Raw genomic sequence first — 13,216 nt, forward strand, 5'->3', positions numbered from 1 at the left:
GTCCTAACTGATCAGGAGAAGATGAAGCCGGCGGCGAGGCCGATGAAGCCCAGCAGCTCGGTGAACGCGATGCCGAGGAACATCGTGACCTGCAGGCGGCCGGCCAGCTCGGGCTGGCGGGCCATGGCCTCGACGGTCTTGCCCGCGACGATGCCGATACCGATGCCGGGGCCGATCGCAGCGAGGCCGTAGCCGACGGTCGCGATGTTGCCGTTGATCTCAGCGAGGATCGTGGTGGTGTCCACTTGTGTTTCCTTCCGGTTGGGCGATGCACGTCGGATGACGCGCGTCGTCTGTATTTAGTGTTCTTTCGCCGCGGCCTGTTGGATGTAGACCGAGGCGAGGAGCGTGAAGACGTAGGCCTGCAGCACGGCGACGGCCATCTCGACGATGGTCATCACGAAGCCACCGATGAGGGTGAGAGCACCGAAGGCCATGAAGCCCCCGCTCATGCTGAAGAAGAAGAAGTGCGTCGCCGCGAAGCAGAGCACCAGCAAGAGGTGGCCGACCATCATGTTCAACAGGAGTCGGAGGGCCAGGGAGATCGGCCGCACGATGAAGATGTTGATGAACTCGATGGGCGTCAGCAGGATGTACATGACCCACGGCACACCGGGCGGGAAGAGGGCGTTGCGCAGGAACGTCGCGCCACCGGCCTCGCGGAAGCCCGCGTAGATGAACATGATGTAGGCCACGACCGCCAGCAGCAGGGGCATGGCGATGACCGACGTGCCTGCGATGTTGAGGCCGGGGATGATGCCCGTGATGTTCATGGCGAAGATGCCGAAGAACATGGCGGCCAGCAACGGCAGGTATTTGCGTCCGAGCTTCTCGCCGAGGATCTCCTCGACGATCTGGATGCGGACGAAGTCGAGGCCCAGCTCGGCGATGCTCTGCCCGCGGGACGGGATGAGCCGCCCCTTGCGCAGGGCCAGCCAGAACAGCAGCAACATGACGGCGATCGCGAAGAGGCGGACCAGCATGATGCGGTTCAGCTCGAAGGGGGTGCCCTCGAAGAAGATGGCGGGAGGGAAGAACTCGTCAAGAGTCGGGGCATGGAATCCCCCGTCCCCGTGGCCGGCTTCGGCAGCGGAGAGCAGGTTCACAGCGTTCGCTATCAGCGCTATCTCCTGTGTCGGGGCGAGCACCCTGAAGTGTCGCGACGATTGGTGGGGTTTGTCATCCGTGCACGCTGGAGACGCGGCCGGGGAACGTCGTCAACCCTATCAAGGTAATGGTTGCTTCCACGAATCGGTCGAGGTATTTTCACCGTGTGCACGCATGGTCGTCAGTCCTGCGGAGCAGGGGGAAGCGTGGCATCGCTCACGTACGACAGGCGCCCCCGGACGACCACGAGGGCGTCGACTGCCAGCGTGCCGATGATCGAGACCACGAGGGCCAGGAACAACACGACGTCGTCCACGAACGGTTGGTCGCGCAGCAGGACGAGCAAGACGATGAAGATGACCAGCTTGAGGAGCCAGGCACCCATCACGATGCCGAAGAACGCACCGAGGGTGAAGCGGATCGCCACCAGCATGCTCGCGGCCGTGATCGCCGCGAAGAGGATCGCGAGCCCCACCCCCACGAGGGCACTCCACAGGCCGTCGGTGCCGGCGAAGAGGTAGCCGAGCCCTCCTCCGACCACGGCGATGACGAGGGCGAGTGCGCCCGTGTACTTGAGGATCTGGGTGAAGATCGAGCTGGCGTTCATGGGTGGTCCTTCGGGTTCGTCAGTTCGGGCACCTCGGCCTTGGCCGCGGTGTCGGTGTCGTGCGGGTCGAGGACGTCCGCGGCGGCGTCGAGCGGGTCGAACCGGTCGGACTCCGTCGTCGACAGGTCACCCGTGCGGGTCGTCTGGACGGCGATCTCGACCTTCTTGCGACGGCTGAGCGGAGACAACGTGGCGGCGGTGCAGGCGACCAGACCGACGCCGAGGAAGACGGCGACCAGGTAGGTCGGCTTCACGAAGAGGAACATCAGGCCCCCGACGGCCGCCACGATCGTCCAGGCGTAGAAGATCAGGACGGCCTGGAAGTGCGAGTGTCCCATGTCGAGCAGGCGGTGGTGCAGGTGCTTTCGGTCGGCGGTGAAGGGGGACTTCCCGGCACTGAGTCGGCGGAGGACGGCCAGGCCGAAGTCGAGCAACGGCACGACGAGGATCGCGAAGGGCAGGACGATCGGGATGAACGCCGGCAGGAGTGCCGTCCGGGAGATCCCGGCCGGGTCGATCTGCCCGGTGACCGAGATCGCACTCGTGGCCATGACGAGTCCGGTGAGGAGCGCACCCGCGTCGCCCATGAAGAGCTTGGCCGGGTGCCAGTTCAGCGGAAGGAAGCCGAGGCAGGCCCCGATCAACACGGCGGAGAGGAGGGCGGCGAGGTTGAAGTACTCGGTCTGGCCGATGGTGATCGAGATCACGAAGCTGTAGACGAAGAAGACGCCGTTCGCGATGATCGCGACCCCGGCCACGAGACCGTCGAGTCCGTCGATGAAGTTCACGGCGTTCATGACGAGGACGATCGTGAGGACCGTGAGGACGAGCGACATGTAGGGCGAGCCGATGGCCAGGCTGCCCCCGATGGGCAACGAGACGAGTTGGACGCCCTGCCACGCGAGGACTCCCGCGGCGACGATCTGGCCCGCCAGCTTGGTCATCCAGTCGAGGTCGTACAGGTCGTCGACGACTCCGATGACGACGATGATCGTGGCGGCGCCGATGATGGCCAGAGGAGGCCCCGCGTCGGCGAAGACGAGACGGAAGTAGTCGACACCCGAGATCAAGGGGAACACGAACCACGCCGCGAGCAGCGCGACCACGATGCCGGCCCACATCGCGATTCCCCCGAGACGCGGCGTGGGCGTCTGGTGGACGTCCCGCTCGCGGATCTGGGGATAGAGGCGGTACTTGAGGCCCACCCGCCAGACGACGACGGACAACACGAAGCTGACCCCCGCCGAGATCGCGAGCGCGAGGAGGTAGTACCTCACGCGAGGGCGTCGACCCCGACGACGCGGATGATCTCGGCGTCGGACAGGACGCCGTGGCGCACGATGCGCAACACCCCGTCGGCGCCGCCCGTCGCGTCGACGATCGTCGACCCCGTGTTGGCGCCGGCCCGGTGTTCGTACGTGGCCCCCGCGGGGCCGTCGTCGAGGTACACCGACACGGAGTCGCCGAGCATGCGGCGGGCGTCGCCTGCCGTCTCGGCCGCGGGCTGGCCCGTGAGGTTGGCGCTCGACACCGCGAGCGGGCCGGTCTCTTCGAGCAGCTCGAGGGCGATGCGGTGGCTCGGCACGCGCAGGGCGACGGTGCCGCGCGTCTCGCCGAGATCCCAGCTGAGCGACGCCTGCGCACGGAAGATGACCGTGAGCGGGCCGGGCCAGAACTCGTCGAGCAACGGACGGACGACCTCGGGCACCCGGTCGGTGAGAGCGGCGAGGGTCTCTTGGCCCTTGATCAGCACCGGAGGCGGGGACTGGCGACCACGACCCTTGGCGTCGAGCAGGCGCTGCACGGCGGTCGGGTCGAACGCGTCGGCCGCGACGCCGTACACCGTGTCGGTCGGCAGGACGACGAGCTCGCCTCGACCGACGGCACCGCGCGCCATGCGCATGCCGGCGAGGAGTTCGGAGTCGACGGAGCAGTCGTGAAAAGTGGCCATGACCTGACGATGATAGTGCGACGGACCGGGAGAACCCGGTCAGCGCACCGCCGTCGTGGCCCGGTCGCGGCCGGTGAGGTCGGGATGCGTGGCCGGGGAGCGCCAACCGTCGGCCGTCAGGAGGTCGCGGATGGCGCCTCCTTGGAGCTCGCCGTGCTCGATGACGAGCGCTCCGCCCGGGCGCAGCAGCCGTCGGGCCGTGAGGGACAGGGCGCGGACGAGGTCGAGGCCGTCCTCACCGCCGTAGAGGGCGAGCGCAGGATCGTGGAGTCTCACCTCGGGGTCGCGCGGGACCATGCCGACGGGCACGTACGGCGGGTTCGACACCACGACCGAGACCGTGCCGTCGAGTTCGGGCAGGGCGTCGGCGAGGTCGCCCTCGACGAGGCGCACGTTGTCGACCCCCACCGCGTCGATGTTGCGACGGGTCCAGACGGCCGCCTCGGGAGACAGCTCGACGGCGACGACCGTGGCCGTCGGCACCTCGGAGGCCATCGCCAGGGCCAGGGCGCCGCTCCCGGTCCCGAGGTCGACGGCGACGGGTGACGCGTCCGCCACGGCGTTCAGGGCGTCGATCGCCAGCTGGGCGACGCCTTCGGTCTCGGGTCGCGGGACGAAGACACCCGGCCCCACGCGCAACTCGAGGTGGCGGAACGACGCCCGCCCCGTGATGTGCTGCAGGGGCTCGCGGGAGGCGCGGCGCGTGATCGCGGCGACCAGCGCCTCCTGCTCGTCCGGTGTCAACGACGCGGCCGTGACGGCCCTCGCCCGCACCACTCCCCTGTTCAGGCCCGTGACGTGGCCGAGCAGGAGTTCGGCGTCGACGTCGGGCGACGGTACCCCGGCGTCGACGAGGACGGTCGACGCGACCCGGAGGGCCACGTCGACCGTCGTCACGCCGTCGAAGGCCGTGGCGATCGCATCGGTCACGACGCGGTGTCACCGATCTCGGCGAGACGTGCCTCTTCGTCGGCCTGGATGCACGACTCGACGACCGCGTCGAGCGCACCGTCCATGACGGCGTCGAGGTTGTACGCCTTGTAGCCGGTGCGGTGGTCGGCGATGCGGTTCTCGGGGAAGTTGTAGGTGCGGATGCGTTCCGACCGGTCCATGCCCCGGATCTGGCTCTTGCGGGCGTCCGACGCGATGGCCGCCTGCTCTTCTTGCTGACGGGCGAGGATGCGGGCCCGCAGGACCCGCATGCCCGCCTCGCGGTTCTGCAGCTGGCTCTTCTCGTTCTGCATCGCGACCACGATGCCCGTGGGCAGGTGGGTGATGCGGACGGCGGAGTCGGTCGTGTTGACCGACTGGCCGCCGGGGCCGCTCGACCGGTAGACGTCGATCTTGAGGTCGTTCTGGTTGATGTCGACCTCTTCGGGCTCGTCGACCTCGGGGAACACGAGCACGCCCGTGGTCGAGGTGTGGATGCGGCCCTGCGACTCGGTCGCCGGCACCCGCTGCACGCGGTGGACGCCACCCTCGTACTTGAGGTGCGCCCAGACGCCCTGCGAGGGGTCGGACGCGTTCGACTTGAGCGCGACCTGCACGTTCTTGTAGCCACCGAGGTCGGAGTCGTCGCTCGCGATCATCTCGGACTTCCAGCCCTTCGACTCGGCGTAGTGCAGGTACATGCGCAGCAGGTCGGCCGCGAACAAGGCGCTCTCGGCCCCGCCCTCGCCGCCCTTGATCTCCATGATGACGTCGCGCCCGTCGTCCGGGTCGCGCGGGATCAGGAGGCGCCGCAAGCGCTCCTGGGACTCGTCGAGCGCCTGCTCGAGGGCGGGCACCTCGTCGGCGAACGCCTCGTCCTCCTTCGCGAGTTCGCGCGCGGCCTCGAGGTCTTCAGCCGCCTGCTGCCACGCCGAGTGGGCAGCCACGATGCGGCTGAGCTCGGCGTAGCGGCGGTTGATCTTCTTGGCGCGTGCGGCGTCGGCGTGGACCGCCGGATCGCTGAGCTGCGTCTGCAGATTGTCGTGCTCGGCCAGCAGCACGGCCACCGACTCGAACACGCTCAGTGCTCCTTGTGGCCGGAGTCGTGTCCGTTCGACGCGGGGACCGACTTCTGGACCTGGACGAGGAACTCGACGTTCGACTGCGTCTCGCGCAGGTTGCGCAGGACGATCTCGAGGGCCTGCTGCTGGTCGAGCCCGGCCAGGGCGCGGCGCAGACGCCAGGTGATCTTGACCTCGTCGGGGCTGAGCAGCATCTCTTCACGTCGCGTGCCCGAGGCGTTGACGTCGACCGCGGGGAAGATGCGCTTGTCGGCCAGGTGGCGCGACAGGCGGAGCTCCATGTTGCCGGTGCCCTTGAACTCCTCGAAGATGACCTCGTCCATCTTCGAACCGGTCTCGACGAGCGCGGTCGCGAGGATGGTGAGCGAGCCACCGTTCTCGATGTTGCGCGCGGCACCGAAGAAGCGCTTGGGCGGGTACAGGGCCGACGAGTCGACGCCACCCGAGAGGATGCGGCCCGACGCGGGTGCGGCCAGGTTGTACGCACGGCCGAGACGCGTGATCGAGTCGAGCAGCACGACGACGTCGTGGCCCAGCTCGACGAGGCGCTTGGCGCGCTCGATGGCCAGCTCGGCGACGGTGGTGTGGTCCTCCGCCGGACGGTCGAACGTCGAGGCGATGACCTCGCCCTTGACCGTCCGCTGCATGTCGGTGACCTCTTCGGGGCGCTCGTCGACGAGCACGACCATGAGGTGGACCTCGGGGTTGTTGATCGCGATGGCGTTGGCGATCGACTGCAGCACGAGCGTCTTGCCCGCCTTCGGCGGCGAGACGATCAGACCACGCTGCCCCTTGCCGATCGGCGACACGAGGTCGATGATCCGGGTCGAGAGCTTCTGGGGCTCGGTCTCGAGACGGAGGCGCTCCTGCGGGTAGAGCGGGGTCAGCTTGCTGAACTCGACGCGCTTGGCGGCCTCGTCGACGGGCTGACCGTTGATCGAGTCGATCCTGACGATCGCGTTGTACTTCTGGCGCCCCTGGCCCTGGTCGCCCTCGCGGGGCTGACGGATGGCGCCGACGACCGCGTCGCCCTTGCGCAGGTGGTACTTCTTGACCTGACCGAGCGAGACGTAGACGTCGCTGGCGCCGGGCAGGTAGCCCGTGGTGCGCACGAAGGCGTAGTTCTCGAGCACGTCGAGGATGCCCGCGACGGGGATGAGGACGTCGTCCTCGCCGATCTCGGGCTCAACGTCGTCGTTCTGAGCCCCACGACCGCGCTTGCGGTCCCTCTGACGACCACGGCCCTGTCGGCCGCCCTCGTCGTTCTGACCGCCGGACTGGGGGCCGTTGCCGGACTGCTCGCCGCGGGCGGCGTCGTTCTTCTCGCCGGCTTCGCGCTGGGCCTGCTGCTCGGCCCTCTGGTCCGCGCGCTGCTGGTCGCCGCGCTGCTGCTGGCCGTTCTGGGGGGCATCGGCCTTCTGGCCGCCGTTCTGCGGAGCGTCGGCCTTCTGGCCACCGTTCTGCTGGTTGCCGTTCGGCTGGCCACCGTTCTGCTGGCCACCGTTCTGGTCGGCCTGGGTCTGCTGCTGACCGCCCTTGCCGCGGTTGCGGTTGCGGCTCCGGCGGCCCCCACCCTGCTGGCCACCGTTCTGCTGGTCGCCGCCCTGCTGGTCGGACTGGCCCTGCTGGTCGGACTGGCCCTGGTCGGACTGGCCCTGCGCTTCGGAACCAGCCTCGTCGGAGGGCGCGGACGGGGAGGCCTCGAGGGAAGCCGAGCCGTCGGCGGCCGGGGACTCGACCGACGCACCGGGCTGCGCCGCGTCGGCGGCGACGGACGCGTCGGAGGCGCGGCGCGAGCCGCGACGACGCGACGGGCGCTCGGAGGCGGCCTTCTCGGTCGGAGCCTGCTCGGTCGAACCCTGCTCGGCGTCGGCGGCCCCGGCGGCCTCGACGGCCACGGCCTCGGTGGCGGGCACCTCGACGAGAGGAGTGACACCGGTCTCGCCGGCGTTGACGTGGGCGCCGGCGGCCCGGGACTCGGGAGCCCCGGCGGCCGACGTGGCCCGGCGCGAGCCCCGGCGGGCACGGGTCGGTGCCTCGGTCGGCTCGGTCGGCTCGGTGCCCGTCTCGGCGACGGGGGCCTCGGCACCCTCGGCGACGGCGGTCTCGACGGAGGCCTGGACACCGGCGTCGACGACTCCGTCGAGCGTCGGCTGGGGCGCGACCTCGCTGGCCGCCCCCTCACCCTGCTTCGCCGCGATGGCGGCCACGAGGTCGCCCTTGCGCAGCTTGGAGATGCCGCTGATGCCCAGCGACGAGGCGAGGGCCTGCAGCTGGGGCAGGCGCATGGCGGTGAGTTCGGGCGTGGACGGCGCAGCGGCGCCGTTCTGGACGTCAGTCACGAGTGATGGGTTCCTTTCGCTCCCCCGCGTTGATCGGCGGGGCAGAGCTGGTCACACCTCGTGGCCTCTCACCTGCACTGAACGGGTTCGCCCCGAGGGGGCGACCCTGTGCCGGCTCTGCCCTGAACGAGCAGCTGCCCGGGATGAGCAGGAGGCCTGGGAGGTGCGGTGCGCGCCGACCAGATCGGCAGACGAACACTGCTAGATGTGCACTACGGGATGTGCGACCCGGGGACTCGAAGACTTGTGACCCCACGCGGTAATCCCCGCGAAGGACTGCGGGGACGAAGCTAGATGCCCAGGAAATCTGAGTTTTCTACCGGGTGCGGCACCACTGTAGCACCTTTGAGATCGACGGCCAGCATCAACGGACGCCACGCCGAGACGGCGTGTTCGCGCACCAGTTCGGCGGCGAACAAGCGCTGTGCCGGGTCGCTGCCGAGGACCAGGAGGGAGGGGCCAGCCCCCGAGACGACGGCCGCGAGACCGGCGTCGCGCAGCATGCGGATCAGGGCGTCGGTCTCGGGCATGGCACTGGCGCGATAGCTCTGGTGCAGGCGGTCCTCGGTCGCCGCGAGCAACAACTCGGGACTCTGCACGAGGGCCGCCACCAGGAGAGCGGACCGCGACACGTTGAACGTGGCGTCCTCGTGCGGAACGGAGGCGGGCTGCAGGCTCCGCGCCAGCTTCGTCGAGAGCGTCGATTCGGGCACGAACACGACGGGCGACACGCCTCGGTGCACGAGCAGTCGCTTGTGGGACGGACCGTGCGAATTCATCCAGGCGATCGTGAGGCCGCCGAACAGCGCGGGTGCCACGTTGTCGGGGTGACCCTCCATCTCGGTCGCCAGGGCGAGCAGAGCCGCGGAGTCGAGTTCGACCGTGCCCTCGAGCAGTCCCTTGGCGGCCATGATGCCCGAGACGATCGCGGCTGCGGACGACCCGAGTCCCCGGCCGTGCGGGATCGCGTTGCGGGCCCGGAGCCGAAGCCCCGGCAGAGGGACGTCGACCGACGCGAAGGCCGCGGCGACGGCCTGGACGACGAGGTTCGACCCGTCGGTGGGCACCTGGCCGGCCCCGACGCCCGTGACCTCGACCGAGACCCCGGGCTCACCGGTCGCCGTGACCTCGAGCTCGTCGTAGAGCGACAGCGCGAGCCCCAGCGTGTCGAAGCCGGGACCGAGGTTGGCCGAGGTCGCGGGGACCTTGACCAGCACCGAACGCCCGACGACCCCGGGGGTCATGCAGAGGCCGGTGCGAGACCGAGCACCTCGGCCACCCGGGCCGTGTCGCTCGCGACCACGGTCGGTTGCACGTCGCTGCCGTCGGCGCGCCGCAGGGCCCATTGGGGGTCCTTCAGGCCGTGGCCCGTGACGGTGAGGACGACCGTGGCCCCGGCGGGGATGACCCCGGCGTCCGCCCGCTCGAGCAGACCCGCCACGCTGATGGCCGACGCGGGCTCGACGAAGATGCCGACCTCGGCCGAGAGGATCTTCTGCGCGGCGAGGATGGCTTCGTCGGTGATGGCCCCGAACCAGCCGTCGGTGAGGTCACGCGCCTCGAGGGCGAGCTGCCACGAGGCGGGGTTGCCGATGCGGATCGCGCTGGCGATGGTCTCGGGGGCCTTGACGACCTCACCGGCGACGATCGGTGCCGAGCCGGCGGCCTGGAACCCGAACATGCGCGGCAGCTTGGTGGCGCGGCCGATCTCGAGGTCTTCACGGTAGCCGCGCGTGTAGGCCGTGTAGTTGCCAGCGTTGCCGACCGGGATGAAGTGGAAGTCGGGGGCGTCGCCGAGCACGTCGACGACCTCGAACGCCCCGGTCTTCTGGCCCTCGATGCGGTCGTTGTTGACCGAGTTGACGAGGTGCACCGGGTAATTGGCGGCGAGGTCGCGTGCGATGTCGAGGCAGTCGTCGAAGTTGCCCTGGATCTGCAGCAGCTGACCGTCGTGCGCGACGGCCTGGCTCAGCTTGCCCATGGCGATCTTGCCCTCGGGGACGAGCACGGCGGCCGTGATGCCGGCGTGGGCGGCGTAGGCGGCGGCCGAGGCGGACGTGTTGCCGGTCGACGCACAGATGACGGCCTTGGCCCCGTGTTCGACGGCCTTCGAGATCGCCATCGTCATGCCGCGGTCCTTGAAGGAACCGGTCGGGTTCATGCCCTCGTACTTGACGTAGACCTTCGCGCCCGTGCGGTTCGACAGGGCCGGAGCCGGGATGAGCGGCGTTCCGCCCTCGCCGAGGGTGACGATCGGGGTGGCGTCGGTGACGTCGAGACGGTCGGCGTATTCGCGCAGGACACCCTGCCACTGGTGGGCCATCAGGCTCCTTCGACTCTCAGCACGCTCGTGACGGAGTTCACGACCGTGGCGTTCTTCAGGGCGGTCACCGTGGCGGCGAGGTCGGACTCGCGCGCCCGGTGGGTGCCGATGATCAGCGTAGCGGTGGCCACGGCGTCGCCCTCGCCCGTGACGCCCGGCGTCGCACCCGACGTCTGTTCGACGTTGTGCACGCTCACGCCGTGGTCGCTGAGCACCCCGGCGACCTCGGCGAGGACGCCCGGCTGGTCCGCCACGTCGAGCGTGATCTGGTACCGCGTGGACACGCGACCGATCGGCATGACGGGCAGGTTCGCGTGGGTGGACTCGGCGACGCCGGGGCCGCCGATGACGTGGCGTCGCGCGGCCGAGACGAGGTCGCCCAACACGGCGGACGCCGTCTCGACTCCCCCGGCTCCGGCGCCGTAGAACATGAGGTCTCCGGCCGACTCGGCCTCGACGAAGACGGCGTTCTTCGCTCCGTGCACGGCCGCGAGCGGGTGGCTCAGCGGAACGAGCGCCGGGTAGACGCGTGCGCTGACGCCCTCGACGCCGTCGTCGTCGACCAGGCGCTCGCAGATCGCCAGGATCTTCACGACGTACCCGGCCTTGCGAGCCGCGACCACCTGGTCGTGCGTGACGGACGTGATGCCTTCGCGGTGCACGGCGGAGAGGGGCACGGCCGTGTGGAAGGCGAGGCCGGCCAGGATGGCCGCCTTCTGCGCCGCGTCGTAGCCCTCGATGTCGGCCGTGGGGTCCGCCTCGGCGTAACCCAGGGCCGTGGCCGTCGCCAGGGCGTCCTCGAGGCTCGAGCCGTCGGTGTCCATGCGGTCGAGGATGAAGTTCGTCGTGCCGTTGACGATGCCCATGATGCGTTGGACGCGGTCGCCGGCGAGGCTGTCGCGCAACGGGCGGATGATCGGGATGGCACCGGCCACGGCGGCCTCGTAGTACACCTGCGCGCCCACCTGCTCGGCGGCGTCGAACAGCTCGGGACCGTGGCTCGCGAGCAGGGCCTTGTTGCCCGTGATGACGTCGGCCCCCGAGTTGAGGGCCTGCAGCACGTAGCTGCGGGCCGGCTCGAGTCCCCCGATCAACTCGACGACGATGTCGGCGCCGACGATCAGCGACTCGACGTCGGTCGTGAACAGCTCGCGCGGCAGGTCGACGTCGCGCGGCGCGTCGACGTCGCGCACCCCGATGCCGACCAGCTCGAGCCCGGCACCCGCGCGCCCGGCGAAGTCGTCGCCCTGCTCGAGCAGCAATCGCGCCACCTGCGACCCCACGGAGCCGGCGCCCAGCAGGGCGACCCTCACGTTGCGGTATTCGATCATGTCAGTCCGTTCTCGGGTGCTTCGTCGGCGGGGTGCGGTGCTCGCACGAGGTGAGGAGGCGCGGATCGCTCAGTCGAGGCCGGCGTCGCGGGCCAGCAGGTCGGCTTCGCTCTCGCCCCGCACGATCACGCGTGCCCGGCCGTCGCGCACGGCCACGACGGGCGGACGCCCGACATGGTTGTAGTTGCTGGCGAGGCTGTGGCAGTAGGCCCCGGTGGCGGGCACCGCGAGCAGGTCGCCGGGGACGACGTCGCCGGGGAGGTAGTCGGCGAGCACGACGAGGTCGCCGCTCTCGCAGTGCTTCCCGGCGACCCGCACGAGGGCGGGCGGGGCCGAGGAGGTGCGGTTCGCGATGCGCACGGAGTAGTCCGCCGCGTAGAGGGCCGTCCTCGCGTTGTCGCTCATCCCGCCGTCGACGCTGACGTAGCGGCGCACCGCGCTGCCCTCGTCGATCGCGACCGAGACGTCCTTGATCGTGCCGACCTCGTAGAGCGTCGTGCCGGCCGGACCGACGATGACGCGTCCGGGCTCGACCGCGAGGAGCGGCACGTCGACGCCGAGGCGGAGGCACTCCGCCTGGACGATGTCGGCCAGGGCGACGGCGAGGTCGTCGAGCGGGCGGGCGTCGTCGGCGCTCGTGTACGCGATGCCGAAGCCCCCGCCGAGGTTGAGCTCGGGCACCGGGCCGGACGCCAGCAGGTCGGCGTGCACGGCGAGCAGGCGGCGGGCGGCCTCCGCGAAGCCGTCCGAGCCGAAGATCTGCGAGCCGATGTGCGAGTGCAGGCCGACGAACTCGAGCGACGGCTGCCGGCGGATCGAGTCGACGATGTCGGCGGTCTCGGAGAGCGGGACGCCGAACTTCTGGTCTTCGCGGGCGGTGGCGAGGTACTCGTGCGTGGAGGCGTGGACCCCCGAGTTGACCCGCAGGCGCACCCGCTGGACGCGTCCGTGCCGTTCGGCCGCCGCGGCGACCCGTCCGACCTCGGCGGCGTTGTCGAGCACGACGGTGCCGATGCCGGCCTCGACCGTGCGGTCGATCTCGGCGAGCGACTTGTTGTTGCCGTGGAACCCCATGCGGGCGGGGTCGACTCCGGCGGCCCGGGCCACGGCGAACTCGCCGCCGGTGCAGACGTCGACGGCCATGCCCGCCTCGGCCACCCAGCGGGCGACCTCGGCGGAGAGGAACGCCTTGGCCGCGTAGTAGACCGTCGCCGTCGTGCCGATGCGGGCCGCCTCGCGCTCGAACGAGCGGACGGCCTCGACCGCGCGGGCACGGGCGTCGTCCTCGTCGAGGACGTAGAGCGGCGTGCCGTACGACGCCACGAGGTCGGAGACGGTGACGCCGCCGAGCACGAGTTCGCCGTCGGAGGACCGCTGGGCCGTGGCCGACCAGACGGCCGGGTCGAGGGCGTCGGCGTCGGTCGGCTCGTGGAGCCAGGCGGGAGCCAGGGGGTTCGGGGACACGCGGACCTCGGGGGTTTGAAGGACGGGGAACGACATCAGAGCCTACCGACCGCCGAGGTGCGTGACGGCCAGGGTCGTG

Annotated in this window: 12 protein-coding genes; all 12 read right to left on the reverse strand. The window is 70.2% G+C overall.

Annotated elements, in window-relative coordinates:
* Positions 1-11 precede the first annotated feature (11 nt).
* Complete coding sequence (gene atpE / locus EDF21_RS03070; RefSeq protein ID WP_043594505.1) at positions 12-245, reverse strand: ATP synthase F0 subunit C; 234 nt, start codon at positions 243-245, stop codon at positions 12-14.
* Between the two features lie 54 nt (positions 246-299).
* Positions 300-1,106, reverse strand: coding sequence for a F0F1 ATP synthase subunit A (atpB, locus tag EDF21_RS03075; protein ID WP_043594504.1), 807 nt, complete (start codon positions 1,104-1,106; stop codon positions 300-302).
* Positions 1,107-1,288: 182 nt separating this feature from the next.
* Positions 1,289-1,714 carry a hypothetical protein gene (locus EDF21_RS03080; protein WP_123570236.1) on the reverse strand — a complete coding sequence of 142 codons (426 nt, stop codon included), beginning with the start codon at positions 1,712-1,714 and terminating at the stop codon, positions 1,289-1,291.
* Positions 1,711-2,991, reverse strand: a complete 1,281-nt coding sequence (locus EDF21_RS03085) for an MraY family glycosyltransferase (protein ID WP_123570237.1) — start codon at positions 2,989-2,991, stop codon at positions 1,711-1,713. Before EDF21_RS03085 ends, EDF21_RS03080 begins: the two co-directional genes overlap by 4 nt.
* Positions 2,988-3,665 (reverse strand): L-threonylcarbamoyladenylate synthase, encoded by a 678-nt coding sequence (locus EDF21_RS03090; protein WP_123570238.1) that lies wholly within the window; start codon positions 3,663-3,665, stop codon positions 2,988-2,990. Before EDF21_RS03090 ends, EDF21_RS03085 begins: the two co-directional genes overlap by 4 nt.
* Before the next feature lie 39 nt (positions 3,666-3,704).
* Positions 3,705-4,562 carry a peptide chain release factor N(5)-glutamine methyltransferase gene (gene prmC / locus EDF21_RS03095; RefSeq protein WP_199736256.1) on the reverse strand — a complete coding sequence of 286 codons (858 nt, stop codon included), beginning with the start codon at positions 4,560-4,562 and terminating at the stop codon, positions 3,705-3,707.
* A gap of 29 nt (positions 4,563-4,591) precedes the next feature.
* Positions 4,592-5,674, reverse strand: coding sequence for a peptide chain release factor 1 (gene prfA, locus EDF21_RS03100; RefSeq protein WP_123570240.1), 1,083 nt, complete (start codon positions 5,672-5,674; stop codon positions 4,592-4,594).
* 2 nt (positions 5,675-5,676) lie between these two features.
* On the reverse strand, positions 5,677-8,019 hold the full coding sequence (rho, locus tag EDF21_RS03105; protein ID WP_123570241.1) for a transcription termination factor Rho: 2,343 nt from the start codon (positions 8,017-8,019) through the stop codon (positions 5,677-5,679).
* A gap of 290 nt (positions 8,020-8,309) precedes the next feature.
* The gene (thrB, locus tag EDF21_RS03110) at positions 8,310-9,263 is read right to left on the reverse strand and encodes a homoserine kinase (protein WP_123570242.1); all 954 of its coding nucleotides are present in this window, start codon (positions 9,261-9,263) and stop codon (positions 8,310-8,312) included.
* Positions 9,260-10,342 (reverse strand): threonine synthase, encoded by a 1,083-nt coding sequence (thrC, locus tag EDF21_RS03115; RefSeq protein WP_056045920.1) that lies wholly within the window; start codon positions 10,340-10,342, stop codon positions 9,260-9,262. The genes thrB and thrC overlap by 4 nt, the downstream gene beginning before the upstream one ends.
* Complete coding sequence (locus EDF21_RS03120) at positions 10,342-11,673, reverse strand: homoserine dehydrogenase (RefSeq protein ID WP_123570243.1); 1,332 nt, start codon at positions 11,671-11,673, stop codon at positions 10,342-10,344. The genes thrC and EDF21_RS03120 overlap by 1 nt, the downstream gene beginning before the upstream one ends.
* Before the next feature lie 69 nt (positions 11,674-11,742).
* Positions 11,743-13,173 carry a diaminopimelate decarboxylase gene (gene lysA / locus EDF21_RS03125; protein ID WP_233568340.1) on the reverse strand — a complete coding sequence of 477 codons (1,431 nt, stop codon included), beginning with the start codon at positions 13,171-13,173 and terminating at the stop codon, positions 11,743-11,745.
* Positions 13,174-13,216: the final 43 nt, after the last annotated feature.

The organism is Frigoribacterium sp. PhB118 (assembly GCF_003751725.1).
In the GTDB taxonomy this organism is placed as follows: Bacteria; Actinomycetota; Actinomycetes; order Actinomycetales; family Microbacteriaceae; genus Frigoribacterium.

Excerpts from the sequence above, each read along its gene's own strand:
- EDF21_RS03080 (WP_123570236.1), bottom strand. The coding sequence starts at position 1,714 with ATGAACGCCAGCTCGATCTTCACCCAGATCCTCAAGTACACGGGCGCA.
- EDF21_RS03090 (WP_123570238.1), bottom strand. The coding sequence starts at position 3,665 with ATGGCCACTTTTCACGACTGCTCCGTCGACTCCGAACTCCTCGCCGGC.
- thrB (WP_123570242.1), bottom strand. The coding sequence starts at position 9,263 with ATGACCCCCGGGGTCGTCGGGCGTTCGGTGCTGGTCAAGGTCCCCGCG.
- thrC (WP_056045920.1), bottom strand. The coding sequence starts at position 10,342 with ATGGCCCACCAGTGGCAGGGTGTCCTGCGCGAATACGCCGACCGTCTC.
- EDF21_RS03120 (WP_123570243.1), bottom strand. The coding sequence starts at position 11,673 with ATGATCGAATACCGCAACGTGAGGGTCGCCCTGCTGGGCGCCGGCTCC.
- lysA (WP_233568340.1), bottom strand. The coding sequence starts at position 13,173 with ATGTCGTTCCCCGTCCTTCAAACCCCCGAGGTCCGCGTGTCCCCGAAC.